The sequence below is a fragment of the Flavobacterium sp. Flavsp81 genome (assembly GCF_059491325.1).
In genome coordinates this window covers 660,892-682,768 of the sequence record NZ_CP168505.1, presented here as the reverse complement: position 1 = coordinate 682,768, position 21,877 = coordinate 660,892, and the positions used below count along the sequence as shown (strand labels likewise).

General features: G+C 32.8%; 19 protein-coding genes. 14 read left to right on the top strand and 5 right to left on the bottom strand.

Features of this window, described 5'->3' with window-relative positions; genetic code table 11:
* Nucleotides 1-138 precede the first annotated feature (138 nt).
* The 4 genes from ACEN92_RS02965 to recQ all read left to right on the top strand — a co-directional run bounded on the left by ACEN92_RS02965 (nucleotide 139) and on the right by recQ (nucleotide 5,298).
* Nucleotides 139-1,542 (top strand): type III PLP-dependent enzyme domain-containing protein, encoded by a 1,404-nt coding sequence (locus tag ACEN92_RS02965; RefSeq protein WP_495640882.1) that lies wholly within the window; start codon nucleotides 139-141, stop codon nucleotides 1,540-1,542.
* 107 nt (nucleotides 1,543-1,649) lie between these two features.
* On the top strand, nucleotides 1,650-2,618 hold the full coding sequence (locus ACEN92_RS02960) for a deoxyhypusine synthase family protein (protein ID WP_007811609.1): 969 nt from the start codon (nucleotides 1,650-1,652) through the stop codon (nucleotides 2,616-2,618).
* Between the two features lie 7 nt (nucleotides 2,619-2,625).
* A complete protein-coding gene (locus ACEN92_RS02955) occupies nucleotides 2,626-3,036 on the top strand; it encodes a DNA primase (protein ID WP_495640881.1) in 411 nt (136 codons plus the stop codon).
* A gap of 150 nt (nucleotides 3,037-3,186) precedes the next feature.
* Nucleotides 3,187-5,298, top strand: coding sequence for a DNA helicase RecQ (gene recQ, locus ACEN92_RS02950; RefSeq protein WP_495640880.1), 2,112 nt, complete (start codon nucleotides 3,187-3,189; stop codon nucleotides 5,296-5,298).
* Nucleotides 5,299-5,372: 74 nt separating this feature from the next.
* Here the strand turns inward: recQ and ACEN92_RS02945 are convergent, their stop codons facing one another.
* The 3 genes from ACEN92_RS02945 to lon form a co-directional block, all read right to left on the bottom strand.
* Nucleotides 5,373-5,795, bottom strand: a complete 423-nt coding sequence (locus ACEN92_RS02945; protein ID WP_495640879.1) for an SRPBCC family protein — start codon at nucleotides 5,793-5,795, stop codon at nucleotides 5,373-5,375.
* A 78-nt stretch (nucleotides 5,796-5,873) separates the two neighbouring features.
* Nucleotides 5,874-6,746 (bottom strand): helix-turn-helix domain-containing protein, encoded by an 873-nt coding sequence (locus tag ACEN92_RS02940; protein ID WP_495640878.1) that lies wholly within the window; start codon nucleotides 6,744-6,746, stop codon nucleotides 5,874-5,876.
* A gap of 102 nt (nucleotides 6,747-6,848) precedes the next feature.
* Complete coding sequence (lon, locus tag ACEN92_RS02935) at nucleotides 6,849-9,302, bottom strand: endopeptidase La (protein WP_495640877.1); 2,454 nt, start codon at nucleotides 9,300-9,302, stop codon at nucleotides 6,849-6,851.
* 285 nt (nucleotides 9,303-9,587) lie between these two features.
* Between lon and ACEN92_RS02930 the strand changes: the two genes are divergently transcribed.
* The 4 genes from ACEN92_RS02930 to ACEN92_RS02915 all read left to right on the top strand — a co-directional run bounded on the left by ACEN92_RS02930 (nucleotide 9,588) and on the right by ACEN92_RS02915 (nucleotide 12,754).
* Nucleotides 9,588-10,142: an RNA polymerase sigma factor gene (locus ACEN92_RS02930; RefSeq protein ID WP_495640876.1), complete on the top strand. Its 555-nt coding sequence runs from the start codon at nucleotides 9,588-9,590 to the stop codon at nucleotides 10,140-10,142.
* The gene (locus ACEN92_RS02925; protein WP_495640875.1) at nucleotides 10,139-10,675 is read left to right on the top strand and encodes an anti-sigma factor; all 537 of its coding nucleotides are present in this window, start codon (nucleotides 10,139-10,141) and stop codon (nucleotides 10,673-10,675) included. Before ACEN92_RS02930 ends, ACEN92_RS02925 begins: the two co-directional genes overlap by 4 nt.
* A complete protein-coding gene (locus ACEN92_RS02920) occupies nucleotides 10,659-11,720 on the top strand; it encodes a DUF4097 family beta strand repeat-containing protein (protein WP_495640874.1) in 1,062 nt (353 codons plus the stop codon). The genes ACEN92_RS02925 and ACEN92_RS02920 overlap by 17 nt, the downstream gene beginning before the upstream one ends.
* A gap of 146 nt (nucleotides 11,721-11,866) precedes the next feature.
* Nucleotides 11,867-12,754, top strand: a complete 888-nt coding sequence (locus ACEN92_RS02915) for a carbon-nitrogen hydrolase (protein WP_495640873.1) — start codon at nucleotides 11,867-11,869, stop codon at nucleotides 12,752-12,754.
* A 73-nt stretch (nucleotides 12,755-12,827) separates the two neighbouring features.
* On the opposite strand, the gene ACEN92_RS02910 is transcribed toward ACEN92_RS02915, so the two are convergent.
* A complete protein-coding gene (locus ACEN92_RS02910; RefSeq protein ID WP_495640872.1) occupies nucleotides 12,828-14,090 on the bottom strand; it encodes an OmpA family protein in 1,263 nt (420 codons plus the stop codon).
* A 344-nt stretch (nucleotides 14,091-14,434) separates the two neighbouring features.
* Between ACEN92_RS02910 and ACEN92_RS02905 the strand changes: the two genes are divergently transcribed.
* Nucleotides 14,435-15,475, top strand: a complete 1,041-nt coding sequence (locus ACEN92_RS02905; RefSeq protein ID WP_495640871.1) for an agmatine deiminase family protein — start codon at nucleotides 14,435-14,437, stop codon at nucleotides 15,473-15,475.
* A gap of 143 nt (nucleotides 15,476-15,618) precedes the next feature.
* Here the strand turns inward: ACEN92_RS02905 and fahA are convergent, their stop codons facing one another.
* Entirely contained in the window at nucleotides 15,619-16,902 is a 1,284-nt protein-coding gene (fahA, locus tag ACEN92_RS02900; RefSeq protein ID WP_495640870.1) for a fumarylacetoacetase, read from the bottom strand.
* A gap of 108 nt (nucleotides 16,903-17,010) precedes the next feature.
* Between fahA and glyA the strand changes: the two genes are divergently transcribed.
* From glyA to ACEN92_RS02875, 5 genes are all read left to right on the top strand, one after another.
* On the top strand, nucleotides 17,011-18,285 hold the full coding sequence (glyA, locus tag ACEN92_RS02895; protein ID WP_495640869.1) for a serine hydroxymethyltransferase: 1,275 nt from the start codon (nucleotides 17,011-17,013) through the stop codon (nucleotides 18,283-18,285).
* Nucleotides 18,286-18,421: 136 nt separating this feature from the next.
* Entirely contained in the window at nucleotides 18,422-19,015 is a 594-nt protein-coding gene (locus ACEN92_RS02890; protein WP_007810758.1) for a MiaE family protein, read from the top strand.
* 192 nt (nucleotides 19,016-19,207) lie between these two features.
* Complete coding sequence (gene porX, locus ACEN92_RS02885) at nucleotides 19,208-20,761, top strand: T9SS response regulator signal transducer PorX (protein WP_495640868.1); 1,554 nt, start codon at nucleotides 19,208-19,210, stop codon at nucleotides 20,759-20,761.
* Nucleotides 20,762-20,832: 71 nt separating this feature from the next.
* Entirely contained in the window at nucleotides 20,833-21,240 is a 408-nt protein-coding gene (gene tsaE / locus ACEN92_RS02880; RefSeq protein ID WP_495640867.1) for a tRNA (adenosine(37)-N6)-threonylcarbamoyltransferase complex ATPase subunit type 1 TsaE, read from the top strand.
* A 114-nt stretch (nucleotides 21,241-21,354) separates the two neighbouring features.
* On the top strand, nucleotides 21,355-21,828 hold the full coding sequence (locus ACEN92_RS02875) for a GNAT family N-acetyltransferase (protein ID WP_495640866.1): 474 nt from the start codon (nucleotides 21,355-21,357) through the stop codon (nucleotides 21,826-21,828).
* Nucleotides 21,829-21,877: the final 49 nt, after the last annotated feature.

The window sequence follows — 21,877 nt, the reverse complement described above, 5'->3', positions numbered from 1 at the left end:
TGTTTTTACGTTTTTTTATGCTTAAAAGCAGAAAATGAAAAACTGGAAATTGTATTTGCCAATATTAGGGTTTGAATTAAGATTTAGAATCGTTTACTAAATTTAAAATACATCCTAATTCCTAATATTGAAAACTAAATGAATACAAAATACTCAGACCTAATCAATCAAACCTATTATTTCCCGCAAGAGGAATTCAAATTAAACAAAGACAACCTGCAGTTTCACAATATCGATTTGATGAAATTGGTTGAGCAATATGGCACGCCATTAAAATTTACTTACTTACCACAGATTTCTGAGAATATCAATAAGGCAAAGGCCTGGTTCAGAAAATCGATGGAGAAGAATAAATACGAAGCAAAATATTACTATTGTTACTGCACAAAAAGCTCTCATTTTGAATATATTATGAATGAAGCTTTTAAAAATAACATTCATGTTGAAACATCATCAGCCTTTGATATCAATATTGTAGAGAATTTACTGGAGAATGACAAAATCAACAAAAGCACTTATGTCATTTGTAATGGTTTTAAAAGAGATGAATATATTACAAATATTGCCAGATTAATCAATAACGGACATAAAAACACCATTCCGATTATTGATAATTATGAGGAGCTTGATCTGCTTCAGGCTGAAATTAAGGGAAAATTCAAAATTGGAATCCGTATTGCTGCTGAGGAAGAACCTAAATTTGAGTTTTATACCTCCAGATTAGGTATTGGATATAAAAACATCGTTTCGTTTTACAAAAAACAAATCCAGGAAAATGATAAATTAGAATTGAAAATGCTTCACTTCTTTATCAATACCGGAATAAATGATACTGCCTATTACTGGAACGAGTTGGTAAAGTGTATCAAAGTTTATATTGCACTTAAAAAAGAATGCCCTACCCTTGATGGTTTGAACATTGGAGGTGGTTTCCCGATTAAAAACTCACTTGCTTTTGAATATGACTACCAATATATGATTGATGAAATTATCAATCAGATTAAAATTGCATGTGATGAAGCTGAGGTTGATGTTCCAAATATCTTTACTGAATTTGGATCTTTTACTGTAGGGGAAAGCGGCGGTGCTATCTATCAGATTTTATATCAAAAACAACAAAACGACAGAGAAAAATGGAACATGATTGACTCTTCATTCATTACCACTTTGCCGGATACATGGGCCATAAACAAACGTTTTATCATGCTGGCGGTAAACCGCTGGAATGATACTTACGAGCGGGTTTTATTAGGAGGACTGACCTGCGATAGTGACGATTACTACAACTCAGAACAAAATATGAATGCTATTTATCTGCCTAAATACAATAAAGAAAAACCATTGTATATCGGTTTCTTTAATACCGGAGCTTATCAGGAAACTATAGGAGGATATGGAGGTTTACACCACTGTTTAATTCCACAGCCGAAACATATTCTGATAGATCGTGATGAAAATGGAATTTTGGCGACTGAAGTTTTTTCAGAACAACAAACTTCTGATGATGTATTAAAGATTTTAGGATACACAAAAAAAACATAAAAAAAAAGTGCAAATTGAAAACTTATATATTTATAAAATCATTAATTTGCAGTAACATCTAAAAAGGTTAACTTTTTAATTCAAAAAAAAAACATAAAAAACAAAAAATGAAAGGACCAATCAGTCAGTTTATTGAAAAACATTATTTACACTTTAATTCTGCCTCTCTGGTTGACGCTGCAAAAGCATATGAACAACAATTAGCAAATGGTGCTAAAATGATGGTAAGTATGGCTGGCGCAATGAGTACAGCAGAAATTGGTAAAATTTTTGCCGAAATAATCAGACAGGACAAAGTACAGATTATTTCATGTACAGGAGCTAATTTAGAAGAGGATATCATGAATTTAGTTGCACACTCTCATTATGAAAGAGTGCCTAATTACCGTGATTTAACACCGGAAGATGAATGGGCATTATTGGAAAGAGGTTTAAATCGTGTTACTGACACTTGTATTCCTGAACATGAAGCATTTCGTCGTTTACAAAAGCACATTTATAAAATCTGGAAAGACGCAGATGATAAAGGAGAGCGTTATTTTCCTCATGAATTCATGTATAAAATGCTGTTATCAGGCGTCTTGGAAGAATATTACGAAATTGATTTAAAAGACAGCTGGATGTATGCCGCTGCTGAGAAAAATTTACCTATTATTGTACCGGGATGGGAAGACAGTACCATGGGAAATATTTTTGCATCATATGTAATCAAAGGTGATTTGAAAGCATCGACCATGAAATCAGGAATTGAATATATGACATTTCTGGCCGATTGGTATCCAAAAAACAGCACAAACGGAATTGGATTTTTTCAAATTGGTGGTGGTATCGCAGGAGATTTTCCAATTTGCGTAGTACCAATGTTGTATCAGGATATGGAAATGCATGATATTCCGTTTTGGAGCTATTTCTGCCAGATTTCTGATTCTACAACCAGTTATGGTTCGTATTCCGGAGCAGTTCCAAACGAGAAAATTACCTGGGGTAAATTAGATATAAAAACTCCTAAATTTATTATTGAGTCGGATGCTACGATTGTTGCTCCGTTAATTTTTGCCTATTTATTAGATTTATAGAATATTTATGAAAAGAGTTATAGTAGACTACGCTAAACTTACCCACGAAATTTTAAACCTTTTGGTTGAAAAATTTCCTGATGGTTATGATGATTCGGATGTTATCCGTTTTAGAAATGCTAAAAACGAATTGATCGAAGCTGTTGAAGTTAAAACTGAAGACACTATTTATTTAGTAAAAATCAGTACTAAACTTGCTGACAGAATTGAAAACTACGACGAAGATGATGACATCGATGTTGATGTTGATGTTGACACAATCGAACCTGTTAAAGGTCTTGATCTTGATGATGACATTGATGACGATGATGAAGACGAAAATCTGGACAAACCGGATGTCGATGGCGGAGACGATGATGACGATGAAGATAAAAATGATATTGCCGACGAAGATGATGATGAAGACGATGAAGATTAATTTATATCTTTAGTATACTATAAGGAACTCTATTCGGGTTCCTTTTTTTATTCGTCAAAATACATTATTGCATTAAATTTAAAATAAATCACATTTATAAGAAAAATATTATAATTTATTCTACATTTACAAAATAAAAATACAAGCCAAATGACTTCAGAAATATTACACGCCAAACTAAAAGAAAATTTTGGGTTTGAAAAATTCAGGCCTAATCAGGAAACTATTATCCATACGATTCTGTCAGGACAAGATACGTTGGCTATTATGCCAACCGGAGGTGGAAAATCGATATGTTTTCAATTACCTGCCTTGGTTTTACCGGGAATAACCATTGTTATTTCGCCCTTAATCGCTCTGATGAAAGATCAGGTAGATAGTTTAAAAGCCAATGGAATCTCATCATGTTATATCAACAGCAGCCAATCCAGTGAAGAACAGCAGTTTTATATTGATAATTTAAAATCGAATACATTTAAACTGGTTTATATTGCACCGGAGAGTTTATCATATCTGGATATTATTTTTAATGAACTCACCGTTAGCTTAATTGCAATTGATGAAGCACACTGCATTTCGTCATGGGGACATGACTTTCGCCCAGCCTATACTAATTTGGGATATTTAAAAAACCGCTTTCCCTCTACCCCGATCCTGGCCTTGACCGCTACTGCTGATAAGGCAACGCGAACAGATATAACCAAGCAATTAAATTTACAGAACTCTAAAACATTTATTTCATCCTTTGACAGAAAAAATTTAAGTCTGGAAGTTCGTCCGGCACTTGATCGCGTAAAACAAATCATAGATTTTGTAGAAAACAAGCCTAATGAATCCGGTATTATTTATTGTTTAAGCCGAAAAACTACTGAAGAACTTGCTGAAAAATTACAAAAAAGCGGCATTACTGCAAAAGCATATCACGCCGGTCTGGAAAATAAACTTCGTGCAAAAACACAAGATGAATTTATAAACGACGATTGTCAGGTTGTTTGTGCTACTATTGCTTTCGGAATGGGAATTGATAAATCGAATGTGCGTTGGGTAATCCATTATAATTTGCCAAAGAATATTGAAGGCTATTATCAGGAAATCGGACGAGCCGGGCGTGACGGTTTACCGGCAGAAACTGTTTTATTTGAAAGTTATGCTGATGTGATTCAGCTTCAAAAATTTGCTTCAGAAGGTTTGAACTCAGATGTACAACTGGCAAAATTAGATCGTATGAAACAATATGCCGACGCCCTGAGTTGCAGAAGAAAAATTTTGCTCTCGTATTTTGGTGAGTTGGTGACTGAGAACTGCGGTAATTGTGATATCTGCAAAAAACCACCCATATTTTTTGACGGAACAGTTTTAGCACAAAAAGCATTGTCAGCAATAACTCGTTTGCAGGAATCAGAACCTTTGGCCGTAATAGTTGATTTTTTAAGAGGTTCAAAAAATGCTTACATTTACGAAAAAAATTATCAAAACCTAAAAACCTACGGAATTGGTGCTGAAATCTCATGGTACGATTGGAATCAATATCTTATTCAACTAATTAATTTGGGCTATTGCGAAATTGCCTTTCATCAGCACAACAAAATTTTATTAACTCCTTTTGCCAAAAAAGTTCTGTTTGAAGGTGAAAAAGTAAAATTAACTACGGTCGTTAAAAAAGTAATTGACAAAAACGAAATCAAAGAAGCAAAAGCTAAAACAACCAAAAACTCTCTTTTTGAAACCCTTCGAAAATTACGTTATGAAATTGCTAAGGAAGATGAAGTTCCTGCATATGTGATTTTTAGTGATGCTGCTTTGAGACAAATGGAAACTTTACGCCCTATGAGCGATGAAGAATTTCTTGCTATTGACGGAGTTGGAAAGGCAAAATTGGAAAAATATGGTTCTGAATTCATAAATGCCATTATTGAATTTCAAAAAAGCAAAAAAACAAATACAAAAGCAAAAAAAGAAAGCAGCACCTATAAAACTACTTTAGAGCTTTTTGAAAACGGCAATACGATTGAAGAAATAGCAGCAAAAAGAAATTTAGGTCTTTCAACTGTTATCTCGCATCTGGCAAAATTATATTTGGATGGAATTGATATCGATGTGAGTCAGTTTATTTCCGATGAAGAGGTTACACTATTACAAAAAGCCCAAATAGAACTTGAAAATCCAAATGCTTTAAAACCCTATTTTGACCATTTTGAAGAAAAAATGGGATACGATAAAATTCGGTTTGGCCTTGCTGTACTGGAGAAAAAGAAACAATAGAAAATAATACAATAAAAAAACTCCAAATTCCAATCTGAATTCTGAGATTGGAATTTGGAATTTTCATAATTGTCTTATTTGTCTAAATTTGATAAAAAAGTCTCCTGAAAATTTTTAATTATACTATTCATTTCTTCTTTTTGTTCAACCGAAACTTCATAAATTGATTCAAATTGTACATTACATTTATTTTCTTCTTGTGAAACAACTGTAAAAACACCTTCGTAATTAAATACAGGCATTGGTGTCGATAAGATAATAAATTTCATCTCTAATTTGCCTGAATCAATTGATGTCAATTGTTCAATAATCTCACCCCCGCCTTTTAGATAAATAGTACGAACAGCCCCAATTCCGCTTCCTTCTACAATAGTTTTTTCAATAAGTTCCGGTACAAATTTTTCTGTACCTCCAAAATCAACTAATTTTTCCCAAACTTTTTCTACATTAAGATTTACAATTGCCTCTGATATTTTACTGACTTTTACTTTACTCATTTTTTATATTTTATAATTTGAGCAAAAATAAAACTGCAAAAAAGAACTAAATTTAGATTATCATCGAAAGTATCAATATCAGTTCAAAAGTTTATCTGTTCTTCCTTTTATAAGAAACTGTTTTGGGGAGATACCAAATTGTTTTCCAAACAAATTAATAAAATAGGAAACATTTTCATAGCCAACTTCAAACGAAATTTGCTCAATATTTAGGTTTGTACAAGTCAAAAGTTCAATAGCTTTTTCAAGACGTTTCTTTATAATCCATTTTTTAGGAGGCATTTCAAATTTTCTTTGAAAGTCTCTGTTAAAAGAAGAAATACTTCTTCCTGCTAAAAAAGCGTAATCTTCAATAGATAAAGGTTTGTCGAAATTCTCCAGCATTAATTCTTCCAGATTTCTTTTTTTCTTAGTATTTAAGGATAATAAAATTTGAATTAAATGCTCCTGTTGTGGTGAATTATAAATTAAATACAGTAATTCTAAAAGTTTCAGTTTGGTAACCTCTTTATTTGTATTCTCAGTATATACTTTAAGGATGGATTCTGTAAATATTCTAATATTTTCTGAATAATTCAAAAGCAAAGAAGGTTTTGAATCTACTGAAGTTACGGATCTAATTTCTCTTAAAAATTCATTGATAATTTCTTCTTCAAAAAAATAAAAAACGGCCTCAAATTCTCCATCTTCAGGCAAGACATCCGAAATCATATATCTGCCTTTAGGTATAAAAACCAATTGATTTTGAGTTGCATAAAACTGCTCTTCGTCATAATAGGTCTGAATATTTAATTTACCTTTTAAAACAACAGATAAAACATGTGAAGAAACATAATGATCTGTATTCGTATCTATTGTATCCATCGTTTTATGCACGATACAGGATAAACCATTAACCATAATTTTTCTGACACTTTTGTGCTGATATAAAAGCTGAGGAACTACTTTCATTTTTCTTTTAATTTAAAATTCCAAATTCCAAACTGAATTATCAGATTGAAATTTGGAATTTATATTTGAGACTTGTAAAATTCTATGAGTCTTATTGAAATTTTATTTCAATGATTTTGCATTTTTTGCATTCTGATCAGTCAAAGCCAAAGTCAAAACCTCACTCATTTCTTTCACATAATGAAAAGTCAGGCCTTCCAGATATTCAGTTTTAATCTCATCAATGTCACTTTTGTTTTCGTGGCATAAAATTATTTCTTTGATATTTGCTCTTTTGGCAGCTAAGATTTTCTCTTTAATTCCGCCAACAGGCAATACTTTTCCACGAAGAGTAATTTCTCCCGTCATAGCAAGACTTTTCTTTACTTTCTTTTGTGTCAATAATGACACTAATGATGTCAGCATTGCAATACCTGCACTTGGTCCGTCTTTTGGCGTTGCACCTTCGGGAACATGTAAATGAATATTATATTTTTGGAACAAAGCTACATCAAGCCCAAGTTTTTTAGCATTGGCTTTAATGTATTCCAAAGCAATCGTAGCCGATTCTTTCATGACATTTCCAAGGTTTCCGGTAATTGTTAAAGTACCTTTACCTTCGGAGATCAGAGATTCTATAAACAAAATATCCCCTCCAACACTTGTCCAGGCAAGACCTGTCACAACTCCGGCAACATCGTTGTTTTCGTATTTGTCACGCTCTAATCTTGGTACTCCTAAAACTGTTACGATATCTTCGTCCGTAACTTTTTTATTGTATTCCTCTTCCATTGCAACTGCTTTCGCAGCATTACGAATTACCTGGGCTATTTTAGTTTCTAAATTACGAACACCGGATTCACGCGTATAGCCTTCAACGATTTTCTCCAATTGTTTTTTTCCAATTGTCAAATCTTTGGTAGTTAATCCGTGTGCTTCTAATTGTTTTGGAAAAAGATGCCTTTTGGCAATTTCTACTTTTTCTTCAATCGTATAACCTGACATCTTAATTACTTCCATTCTGTCACGTAACGCCGGTTGAATTGCCGACATATTATTTGAAGTTGCGATAAACATCACTTTAGACAAATCATATCCCATTTCAAGGAAATTGTCATAGAAAGAACTGTTTTGCTCCGGATCTAAAACTTCCAATAAAGCTGAAGACGGATCGCCGCTGTTACCGCTAGATAATTTATCAATTTCATCTAAAATAAAAACAGGATTAGAGGTTCCGGCTTTTTTCAAACTCTGAATAATTCGGCCGGGCATTGCACCGATGTATGTTTTTCTGTGCCCGCGGATTTCTGCTTCGTCACGCAAACCACCTAACGAAATACGTACATATTCACGTCCAAGAGCTTCTGCAACTGAACGCCCGATAGATGTTTTTCCAACTCCCGGAGGTCCTGTCAAACAAATAATTGGCGATTTCATATCGTTACGAAGTTTCAATACGGCCAAATGTTCGATCATTCTTTTCTTAACTTCTTCAAGTCCAAAATGATCTTTATCCAATACTTTCTGAGCAAATTTTAAATCAAATTTATCTTTAGAATATTCACCCCAGGGCAATTCTAAAAACAATTCCAAATAATTACGCTGAATTCCAAAATCTGGTGATTGTGGATTCATTCTACGCATTTTGGATAATTCTTTTTCGAAATGTTTCTGCGTTTTTTCGTCCCACTTTTTGGTTTTCGCCTTCTGCCCCATTTCGTCCATTTCTTCTTCCTGCGAAACGCCTCCCAGCTCTTCCTGAATGGTTTTCATTTGCTGGTGAAGAAAATATTCACGCTGTTGCTGATCTAAATCAAAACGAACTTTTGACTGAATATCATTTTTCAATTCTAATTTTTGCAGCTCTACGTTCATATAACGCAAAGTCTCAAGCGCTCTTTCTTTTAATCCGTTTATCGATAATAAATCTTGTTTTTCTTTTACGGATAAATTCATATTAGAAGAAACAAAATTGATCAAAAACGACTGGCTTTCAATATTTTTGATTGCAAAAGTAGCTTCTGATGGAATGTTTGGACTTTCCTTAATTATTTGTATAGCCAATTCTTTTACTGAATCTAAAATAGCGGTAAACTCCGTATCATTTTCATCAGGACGTTCTTCCGAAACTTCTTTGATAGTTGCAGTAATATAAGGCTCTTCTGAAACAACTTCAGCAATTTCGAAACGCTTTTTCCCTTGTAAAATCACCGTAACATTTCCGTCAGGCATTTTTAAAACACGCAGAATTCTTGCTACAGTTCCTATTTTGTGGATATCGTCTTTTGACGGATCTTCATCTTCTTCATTAATTTGAGAAACTACTCCGATGATTTTTCCACCGGCATTAGCGTCATTTATTAATTTTATTGATTTGTCCCTTCCTGCTGAAATCGGAATAACAACACCCGGAAATAAAACGGTATTTCGTAAAGGTAAAATTGGTAACGAAAGCGGAAGTTCTTCGTTGTTCATTTCCTCTTCGTCTTCGGGGGTTAATAATGGAATTAATTCTGCTTCTGAGTCAAATTCCTGAAGTGACAGATTGTCAATAGTAAGTATTTTATGGTTTGACATAATAATATATAAGTCGTTTTGTCATTAAAAGGTTTATTCTAATTTCAAATATTAACTACTTAAGCTATGTTTTAAATAAAATCAGGCTAAAAATTGTCTTTGAAAGTTAGGTCATAAAAATAGACAATCATTATGCCAAAAACAAAGACATTTCTTTTGAATTTTTATTTTAAAAAGTGCTTTGCATAAGAATGGCGGGCATTTCTAAAAAATACAATTAATTTTATCAAAAGTGTAACAAACCAAAAAAAGCAAAGTCATTATAAAAACCCATCAATCATTTAATTGAACACAACCAATCAAAATATCGAAGAGTTAATCAAACTTTGTAAAGAAAATAATCAAAAAGCACAATTTGAAATTTACAATCGTTACGGTAAAGCTATGTATAATGTAGCTTATAGAATTGTAAAAGACGAACATTTTGCACAAGACGTCATGCAGGAAGGTTTTCTGAAAGCTTTTACAAAAATTAACGATTATAAACAGGAAGTTTCATTTGGGGCCTGGCTTAAAAAAATCATCATTAATTATAGTATTGATTTTTATAAAAAGAATAACGCTTTCCAGATGGAAGACCTGAACAAAACACTTTATAAAATTGAAGAAAACGATACTTTTTTTTCTGAAAATATCGATTTGAATTCACTTAAAGTAAAACAGGTTTTAGATACTATTTTAGGACTGAAAGACAATTACCGAATGGTTTTAACGCTTTTTTATATTGAAGGTTATGATCAGGAAGAGATTAGTGAAATCTTAAATATCGGTTATGCCAATTGCAGAACTACATTAAGCAGAGCTAAAGAAAGTTTGCGAAAAAAATTAGAGGATATATGAAAAAGGAAAATGACAAATTAGACCAATTATTTGAGAAATTTGAAAATCAGTGGGATACGGAGGAAATGAATTCTGATCATCCGCTGGATTTCTTAAATAAACTGAATAATAAAAAGAAACCTGAAAAAAATTATTATGCTGTTTGGGGAATTGCTGCTTCAATTATTTTATTGCTTGGAATAGCTGTTTTTTACAACAATGAAAAACCTAAGGAATATAAATTTGCATCCAAAGAAACCAAAAGGACAGATTCTATTTTCAGCATACTGATTGATAATGAACTCGTTAAGTTAAAAGAAAAAAGTTCTCCTGAAAACGAGCAAATAATAAAGGACGCTCTTAAACAAATGAAAGTTTTTGATGCCGATTATGAAAAAATCATAAAAGAAGTTCAGAAAAATGGCGAAAACAAACAGATTATTTATGCTATGATCAGCAACCTGCAAACCCGAATATCTTTTTTACAAACGGTTTTGCAACGTATTGAAGAAAACGAAAATTTAAAAAATACTACACATGAAAAAACATTATAATACACTCATCCTGTTTATCTTAATTCCTTTTTTAGGGTTTGCAAATGACGATACTTTTATTTCAAAACAAAAAAATATTAAAAAAACTTATATTGTCAATTCGAATGCGGGAATTGATATTGACAATAAATACGGAAACATTTCAGTATCAACCTGGGATGAAAACAAAATTGACCTTGACATCACTATAAAAGTGACTGGAGGAAACGAAAATTGGGTAAACGAAAAACTAAATAGTATTGATGTTGATATTACTGCTCTAAAATCGATGGTTACTGCAATTACCAAAATTGGGAATTCGTCTTTAAAAAGCAAAGGAAGCAGCAGCTGTTTTGAGATTAATTATGTAATTAAAATTCCGAAAAACGGAACCGTCAAAATCAACAATAAATATGGAAATATTTCAGTTCTTAGTTTAGAATCAACAACTGATATTGCTTGTAAATATGGCAAAGTGACCCTTGGAAAACTAAATGGACCAAACAATCGAATTCAAATTGAATATTGTCAAAATTCAAATATTGATTACATTAAATCCGGAACAATTGAAGCCCGGTATTCAGGTTTAAAAATAAATGATTCCGGAAATTTGAATTTAGATACAAATTACACCGATTTGGTTATTTCAGAAGGGCAAAATATTAAATATGATTGTAATTACGGTAACTTTAAACTTCAAAGAATAAATTCGGTTACAGGTGAGGGAAATTATCTGACTGTTTCTATTGCTGAAATTTCAAACAATATAAATTTAAACACTAATTACAGTAAAATAAATATTGGTACTATAACTGATAAAGCTAATAATGTGAATATCAATTGTGGTTATTCTGATGTTTCTTTGGGTTATGACACCAATTATGCTTTTGATTTTGATATCAATACCAAATATGGAAACATAAAAAAAGATGGTTCTTTGGATATTTCTACTTCAGAAAACAAAAGTAATATTAAAAGGGTAAGCGGATTCAATAAAAGGAAAGGGCAAAATAAAATCATAGTCAATTCTAATTATGGCAATATAACCTTAACCAAAAAACAATAAATTTTTACTTTGTTATTTTTTTAATAGTTAAAACACCAGTTTGTACTGGTGTTTTTCTTTATAAGTAAATGCATATCATAAGCCCCTATTAACTCCCTTTGTCATTCCTTCAAAAATTACTATTTTTGCACTCTAAATTTTATGTCATGCCGAAAAGAAAATATAAAATAGCCGTTGTTCAGTTAAATCTTAATGACGTTGCCGAAAATAATCTTAAAAAATGTATCAGCTGGGTAAAAGATGCCGCCAATAAAGGTGCTGAAGTTATTTTATTACCTGAATTATATAGCAGCCATTATTTTTGCCAAAGTGAAGATGTAGATAATTTTGCGTTGGCAGAACCACTTTACAGCACTTCATTTATTGCTTTTAGCGAATTGGCTAAAGAATTAGGAGTGGTAATTATTGTTCCTTTCTTCGAGAAAAGAATGGCTGGAATTTATCATAACAGTGCTTATATTATTGATACAGACGGAACAGAAGCCGGATTATACCGTAAAATGCATATTCCGGATGATCCTCATTTTTATGAAAAATTCTATTTTACTCCAGGTGATTTAGGCTTTCAGGCAATCCAGACTAAAAAAGGAACAGTTGGAACCCTTATTTGCTGGGACCAATGGTATCCTGAAGCAGCCCGCATTACCGCTTTAAAAGGTGCAGAAGTCTTATTTTATCCTACAGCGATTGGATGGCATCCTAAAGAAAAAGAACAATACGGAGAAAACCAATATGGTGCCTGGATGAACGTTATGAAAGGGCATGCTGTCGCCAATGGAGTTTTTGTAGCCGCTGCAAACCGGATTGGTTTAGAACAATATATTGACGGAACTGATGGGATTCAGTTTTGGGGAGCTTCATTTATTGCCGGTCCTCAAGGAGAAATCTTAGCTCAGGCATCTCATGATAAAGAAGAAATACTGATTGCTGAAGTAGATTTGGATTTACAGGAAAATGTACGTCAGAACTGGCCATTTTTCAGAGACAGAAGAATTGATGCTTTTGGAGATATTACAAAAAGAGCGATTGACTGATTTTAGTTGATTTATAAAATAAAAAAGACTGTTTCAAATATTTGAAACAGTCTTTTTTATTTTATAATTAATTTTATTTCACCTGGAAAGTAACTCTTCTAACGATCTGACGTGCTTCTTTAGAATTTTTATTCACAGAATTATCTTCTCCGTTAGCAATTACATTCAGTCTTGAAGCATCAATTCCTGCATTTATAGCCACTTTTTTCACAGCTTCAGCTCTTTTTCTGGACAACTCAACATTATAACCTGAACTTCCAATTTCGTCAGCATATCCTATTACGTCTGCAGTTTTCGTTGGGTTATTTTTCAAATATTTTACTAAGAAGTCAATGCCGGATAAGGAAGCATTAGTAGGTTTAGAAGAGTTAAAGTCAAAATAAACATTTACATATCCATCATTAATTAATTCTTCCACAGTACTATCTGTAACTCCTTTACCATTTTGTCCATATGTTTTTTCTAAGTAACTTTCTAATTCATCCGGAACGCCATTTTGGTTATTATCAATAGATTGTCCTTTTGTATTTACAGCGACACCGGTAATAGAATTTGGCTCTAAATCATACAAATCAGCTACACCATCTTTATCAGTATCCAAAAGACCTGTTTCAATTAGATCAACTCTTCTATCCAATTCATCATATCTGTCAGTTTCACCAATCCAGTCAGCGTGTTTTTCATTTTTACCTAAATAAAATGTTAAACCAATAGATGCATTTAATATACCACCATCGAAAGGACCGGTTCTGACTACACTCATTCCGTCGAAGTTCCAGTTTTGTTTAGCATTGACTATTCCTGTAAGATCGCCAGTCAAAACAGCTCTGTTACTTAATTTAATTTGACCTGTCAAACCAAGAATTCCATTCCCCATATAGTCTTCATCATCAAAACCATCTTTTGATGTTAGCTGAGAAACTCCGACTCCGCCATGAATCAATAAACTAACTGTATTAGTCCAGTTTTCAAAGTTCAAAGCTCTTCCTATATTTATTACTCCTTGCAGACTTGTTCTTAAATAGGTACTTTCAAACGGAGCGGAATCATCGTGGTCCTGAAATTTATCATATCCGAAGTCCAGTTTAAGACCAAATTTTGGATCAAACATATATCTTACTCCTAAATCAGCGTGAAATAGATTAAGAGTTGGAGTAAAATAGCCTGGCGTCATTGTTCTAATAGGTTTATTGACACCGCCATTCAGTTCAATCGACCATCTGTTATAATCAGGTTTATCAATTGAAGGCGTTACTGAAGTTGTTGCTGTATCCTGAGCGTTAGCGATAAACGATAGGACTAAAAACGAGACTGAAAATAATAATTTCTTTTTCATAATGTTAAATTTATGTTGGTTTTTTATTTAAAATGTGAATCAAAATTATATTAGGTATATTAGAAATTGTTGCATTTAGTGTTACATAATTCCCACATTTTTAGGTCAATTCTATGAGAAAAAGTTAAATATATGTGAATATTTAGTATAAAAAATACAAATTTGATATTTCCTTCTCATTTGTTCTTACTTTTATAAATTTATTATTTGCCTACCTTTTTTAAATATTAAACTTCTGCTAAACTGATTTTTTTAATTGTGGCAAATCCAATGTGAAGGTCTTTTTGTTTTTATAATCCTTATGAATCATTATCTTTGTGCTCTTTTCAATTTAGAACCTTTGTATGTCAACAAATAATAGAAGATTCCCCGCAGAATGGGAAAAACAACAAGGAATTGTATTGTGTTTTCCGCATAATGGTAATGATTGGCCGGGAAAATATGAGGCGGTTCAATGGGCTTTCACAGAGTTTATTAAAAAAGTAGCTTCTTTTGAAACTGTTTTTTTGGTCGTAGCCGATGAAAAGTTAAAAGAAAAAGTAACCGGAATGTTGGAAAAAGCCAGAGTAAATATTACTAATGTTTCTTTTATCCTTCACAAAACAAACAGAAGCTGGATGCGGGATTCCGGACCAATTATTGTGAAAAATGGTTCAAAAAGAGAAGCTCTGAATTTCAACTTTAATGGTTGGGCAAAATATAAAAACTATCAGTTGGATAAATTTGTTCCCGGAAAAATAGCTGATTTTATAAATGTTTCCTTAACACAGGTACTATATAAAGGTAAACCGGTAATTGTTGAAGGCGGCGCAATTGATGTCAACGGAAAAGGAACTTTACTGACTTCTGAGGAATGTTTAATGCACCCGACAATTCAGGTTAGGAACGCAGGTTTTACCAAAGAAGATTACGAAGCCGTTTTTAAAGAATACCTTGGAGTCACCAATGTAATTTGGTTAGGAGACGGAATTGAAGGCGATGATACTCACGGTCATATCGATGATTTATGCCGATTTGTAAATGAAGATACCATCGTTACGATTGTTGAAACAAATAAAAATGATGCAAATTACAAACCGTTACAGGATAATTTGAAACGTTTGCAAAATGCAAAATTAGAAAACGGAAAATCTCCTGTAATTGTAGCTTTGCCAATGCCAAAACGTGTCGATTTTGAAGATTTAAGATTGCCGGCAAGTTATGCTAATTTCCTAATTTTAAATAATTGTGTTTTGGTTCCGACATTTAATGACAGTAATGATCGTATTGCTTTAAATATATTATCTGAATGTTTCCCTGATCGCGAAGTAATCGGAATAAGTTGTATTGACTTTATCTGGGGGTTTGGAACCTTACATTGTTTGAGCCAACAGATTCCCGCTTAAGTTTTAAAATAATCTCACAAAGCCGCGAAGTTTTCTTTCTTAAATTTTATAAAATTTATGTTTTGCGGGATTCAAACATAAAAAAAGCTTGTTAGTTTCATACTTACAAGCTTTTTTATTTATTCAGATATTTTATCTTCTCTTCATTGTCTCACAAAAGGAGGTAATAATTGACTGCAAACTTCTCCGAAACCTATACGAACTTCATTGCTTTCGCAGAAACCTCTTATGATTACTGTATCATTATCTTCAATGAATTTACGTTCGCTCCCGTCTTTTAATTTTATTGGATTTTTGCCGCCCCAAGTCAATTCTAACATGGAACCAAAGCTATCAGGAGTTGGGCCTGAAATAGTTCCTGAACCCATCATATCGCCTGAATTTACCCGACATCCATTCGATGTGTGGTGTGCCAGCTGTTGCGCCATTGACCAATATAAGTATTTGAAATTTGATTTGGAAACTACAGTTTCATCCTGATCCAAAGGCTGAATAGAAACTTCTAAATTAATATCAAAAGCTTTTTTCCCCTTAGTTTGCAAATAAGGAAGAGGAGACGGATCTTGTTTCGGTCCTTTTGTTCTAAAAGGCTCTAAAGCATCCATAGTTACAATCCAGGGCGAAATTGAAGTTGCAAAGTTTTTTGCTAAAAATGGTCCAAGGGGCACATATTCCCATTTCTGAATATCGCGTGCACTCCAGTCATTCAGTAAAACCATTCCGAAAATATAATCTTCAGCTTCGTAAGTAGGAATATTTTCTCCCATTACATTTACATCAGTGGTAATGAAAGCTGTTTCTAATTCAAAATCAACTAATCGTGAAGGGCCAAAAACAGGGTATTTTTCGCCTACAGGCAAAGTTTGTCCCATTGGCCTGTGAACCGGAATACCGGACGGAACAATAGTAGAGCTTCTTCCGTGATATCCTACAGGTATGTGTAACCAGTTAGGCAATAAAGCATTTTCAGGATCACGAAACATTTTACCAACGTTGGTTGCATGTTCTTTACTGGAATAAAAATCGGTATAATCGCCAATCAAAACAGGTAATTGCATTTCTACATCATCGATTTTAAAAATAACAATATCGCGGTCTTTTGTTGAATCTCTAAGTTGCGGGTTGTTTTCATCAAAAATATCAGCAATACGATTTCGGACTAAACGCCATGTTTTTTTTCCATCAGAAATAAAATCATTAAGCGTATCCTGCATAAACATATCATCAGTTAATTCAATTCCTGAAAAATAATTCAATTGTTGTAAAGCACCTAAATCAATAGCATAATCGCCAATTCTGGTTCCTACTGTAACGACATTTTCTTTAGTAAGAAATACACCGAAAGGAATATTCTGAATAGGGAAATCACTATTTTCTGGCACTTCTAACCATGATTTTCTTTTGGTATCGTTGGCGGTTATTGGCATGTTAATGTTAATTATTTGTTGAAAAATTACTTGTCAAATATATCATAATCTAACAGTATCACAAACGTTTTTTTGTATTTTTGCAGGAAATTAACGAAAAACGAAAAAATGCAACGCGACGAACAAATTTTTGGTCTTATCCTCGAGGAACAAGATAGACAAATTCACGGATTAGAACTTATCGCTTCAGAAAATTTTGTAAGTGATGAAGTAATGGAAGCAGCCGGGTCTGTTTTAACAAATAAATATGCTGAGGGATATCCCGGCAAAAGATACTACGGCGGTTGCGAAGTAGTTGACGTTATTGAGCAAATTGCGATTGACAGAGCCAAGGAATTATTTGGTGCTGAATATGCAAACGTACAGCCTCACTCAGGTTCTCAGGCAAATTCATCTGTTTTTCACGCTTGTTTGAAACCAGGTGACAAAATATTAGGATTTGATTTATCTCACGGTGGTCACCTGACTCACGGTTCTCCTGTAAACTTTTCAGGGCGTATTTACAACCCAACTTTTTATGGTGTAGATAAAGAAACAGGAAGATTAGATTATGATAAAATTCAGGAAATTGCTACTAAAGAGCAGCCAAAATTAATCATTGCCGGAGCTTCTGCTTATTCTCGTGATATGGATTTTGAGCGTTTCAGAAAAATTGCTGATAGCGTTGGAGCCATTTTGATTGCAGATATTTCTCATCCTGCAGGTTTAATTGCAAAAGGATTATTAAATGACCCGATTCCACATTGTCATATTGTAACTACTACAACTCACAAAACATTACGTGGTCCAAGAGGAGGTTTGATTTTAATGGGGAAAGATTTCCCGAATCCAATGGGCTTAACTACTCCAAAAGGTGAGATCAGAATGATGTCTTCTTTATTGGATTTAGCTGTTTTCCCTGGAAATCAAGGTGGGCCATTAATGCACATTATCGCTGCTAAAGCGATTGCTTTTGGCGAAGCTCTTAAAGATGAATTCTTTACTTATGCGATGCAATTGCAAAAAAATGCAAACGCAATGGCAGATGCTTTCGTAAAAAGAGGATATAACATTATCTCTGGAGGAACTGACAACCACATGATGCTGATTGATTTAAGAAATAAAAATATCTCCGGAAAAGATGCTGAAAATGCATTGGTAAAAGCTGAAATCACAGTAAATAAAAATATGGTTCCATTTGATGATAAATCACCATTTGTAACTTCAGGTATTCGTGTTGGAACAGCTGCAATCACTACTCGTGGTTTAGTTGAAGAAGATATGGAAACTATTGTAGCCTTAATCGATAAAGTACTTGCTGATCATACTAATGAAGCACTTATCGAAGAAGTAGCTAACGAAGTAAATGAAATGATGAGCGAAAGACCAATTTTCGTTTACTAAATATTGGTCATAAAGTCTTAAAGTCGAAGATCGAAAGTCTTGAAACGAAATGTGAATTTCTGTTTTAATTTTGATCTTCGACTTTTGTTTTTTTGACTTACAACCATAATAACTTTCTAACTTTAAGACTTAAAAGATGGGCGTATTAAGATTACAATTGCCAACAGACCCAAGATGGGTAAATATTGTAGAGAAAAACATTGAGGAAATCCTGACCGACCACGCCTGGTGCGAGCAAAAAGCAGCAACAAATGCCATTACGATCATCACCAACAACTCTGAGCATCAGGATTTAGTGAAAGATTTATTGGCTCTGGCTAAAGAAGAAATCGATCATTTTGAGCAGGTTCATAATATTATCATTAAAAGAGGACTGAAATTAGGACGCGAGCGTAAAGATGATTACGTAAACGAACTATACTTATATATGAAGAAAAGCGGCGACGGAAGCCGTGTTTCAGGTTTAGTAGAAAGATTATTGTTTTCAGCCATGATTGAAGCCAGAAGCTGCGAACGTTTTAAAGTTCTTTCAGAAAACATTCAGGATGAAGAATTAGCTGTTTTTTACAGGGAATTAATGGAAAGCGAAGCCGGACATTACACTACTTTTATAACATATGCACGCAAATACGGAGTTGGAATTGATGTTGAAAAACGCTGGAGAGAATGGTTGGCTTATGAAGAATCAATTATTTCAAATTACGGCAAAGGCGAAACCATTCACGGATAATTTTTCTCTGAAATTTATAAACTCAAACATAATATTGACAAATTTACAATCCAAAATTGTTATCCACAAAGCTTAAAAATATTTCAATACAAATTTCACAGTATAAAAAATTACTATAAACAGTTTAAATTTATACTATTTTTAATACTTTTTAAGTTCTATACTTTTAAATTGCATTAAAATTAATTGTTTATGGATAAAATAAAAATACTTTGGGTCGATGATGAAATTGATCTTTTGAAACCACATATATTATTTCTCGAGAAAAAAAATTACGCAGTAACTACCTGTAATAACGGATTAGACGCTATTGGTTTATTTGAAGAAGAAAATTTTGATATTGTCTTTTTGGATGAGAACATGCCGGGAATGAGCGGATTGGAAACGCTTTCTGAGATGAAAGAAAAAAAATCAGCTATTCCGATGATTATGATTACCAAAAGCGAAGAGGAATATATCATGGAAGAAGCAATTGGCTCTAAAATAGCCGATTACCTGATAAAACCTGTAAATCCGAATCAGATTTTGTTGAGTTTAAAGAAAAACTTAGATCATTCCAGATTAATATCCGAAAAAACAACTTTAGATTATCAAAAAGAATTCAGAAAAATTTCGATGGAACTTGCCATGGTAAATTCTTTTGAAGACTGGGTTGAATTATACAAAAAACTGATATTCTGGGAATTAGAACTTGAAAACATCAACGATCAGGGTATGATCGAAATTCTGGAATCACAAAAAGTCGAAGCCAATTCCCAGTTCGGAAAATATATTGAACGCAATTATGAAGATTGGTTTGCTCCTAAAGCTGATAAACCAATTCAGTCCCATACTTTATTCAAAGAACTGGTCGTTCCGGAACTTAAAAAGAAAGACAAACCTATTTTATTTGTTGTCATTGATAATTTGCGCTATGACCAATGGAAATCTTTTGAAACAGTAGTGTCCAATTATTATAAATTAGAAAAAGAAGTTCCTTATTTTTCCATACTTCCTACGGCAACTCAATATGCCAGAAATGCAATTTTTTCAGGTCTGTTACCTACTGAAATGGAAAAACAATTTCCTGAATATTGGAAAAATGACGTAGAAGACGGCGGAAAAAATTTATATGAAGCTGAGTTTTTGTCAGCGCAATTAAAACGTCTGGGATTAAATCTGACTGAAGACTATTTTAAAATAACCAATTACGCCAGCGGAAAAAAATTAGCCGAAAACTTTAAAGCTTTAAAAGGAAATGATTTAGTGACTGTTGTCTATAATTTTGTCGACATGTTATCGCATGCCAAAACAGAAATGGAGGTTGTAAAAGAACTTGCTTCCGATGACAAAGCCTATCGTTCATTAACTTTAAGCTGGTTTAAGAATTCTCCTCTTTTAGAAATCATTCAGCAGGCACAACTTTTAGGATTTAAATTAATTCTGACAACTGACCACGGGACAATTAACGTAAAAAATCCATCGAAAGTGGTTGGAGACAAAAATACAAGTCTAAATTTACGTTATAAAACCGGTCGTAGTTTAACCTACGAACAAAAAGATGTTTACGTAGTAAAAGAACCTAAAAAAATTGGTTTACCAGCCATAAACATGAGCAGTTCGTTTATTTTTGCCAAAAATGATTTGTTTTTAGCTTACGTAAACAACTACAATCATTATGTAAGTTATTACAAAAATACATATCAGCATGGCGGAATTTCTCTTGAAGAAATGATTATTCCGTTTTTGGTATTTAACCCAAAATAAAAATTTTCAGTCGCAGTTTTCAGCTGAAACTCAAAATCGAAAACTGTGACTATTATATAAATAATATAACAATGAATATCGTTTTTTCATTAGATCAAATTCAAAAAACAGCAGAGCAAATAATTGCCAAAAGTCCCAAAAAAATTATTCTTTTTAACGGAGAAATGGGTGTTGGAAAAACTACTTTAATTAAACAATTATGTAAAAGTTTAGGAGTTCAGGACGCGACAAGCAGTCCAACTTTTTCTTTAGTTAACGAATACTATACTTTTGACAATCATATAGTTTATCATTTTGACTTTTACAGATTAAATAAAGAAACTGAAGCTCTTGATATGGGAGTTGATGATTACTTATATTCGGGAAATTGGTGTTTTATTGAATGGTCTGAAAAAATTGCGGGTTTAATTCCTGATGAACATTCTGTGGTTACAATTGAATTGATGCCTGATGGAAAAAGAAAATTAGAACTGGTTTAATTCCACAGAGATTCACTAAAATTTCACACAGAAACACAAAGATTATTCTAATAAAACTTTGTGAACACTTTGCGAAACTTCTCAAGTCTCTGTGAAACTAATAATATATTTATAATGAACCTCCAAAATACAGTAGAAATAATCCCATTTTCATCTGATTTAAAAGAATCCATCAAAACTTTAAATATAGAATGGCTTCAAAAATATTTTAAGGTTGAAGAAAAAGATGAATTAACCCTTTCTAATCCACAGGAAGAAATCATTGATAAAGGCGGAATGATTTTTTATGCCAGATATTATGATGAGATTTTAGGTACGGCATCTTTAATGAAAGTTAATGAAACTACTTTCGAATTAAGCAAAATGGCAGTTTCTGACAAAGCCCAAGGGCTTGGAATCGGCAATAAACTTCTGTCCCATTGTATTGCTGCTGCAGAAAAAAAGAATATTAAAAGACTGATTTTATATTCTAATCGTATTTTACTTCCGGCGATTCATTTATATAAAAAATTTGGATTTACTGAGATTCCGCTTGAGGAAGGACTTTACGAAAGAGCTGATATTAAAATGGAAAAAATAATGTCTTAATTATAAAACAGTATTAGCAGAATTTTTACATTGATTTTAAAACTTTTTA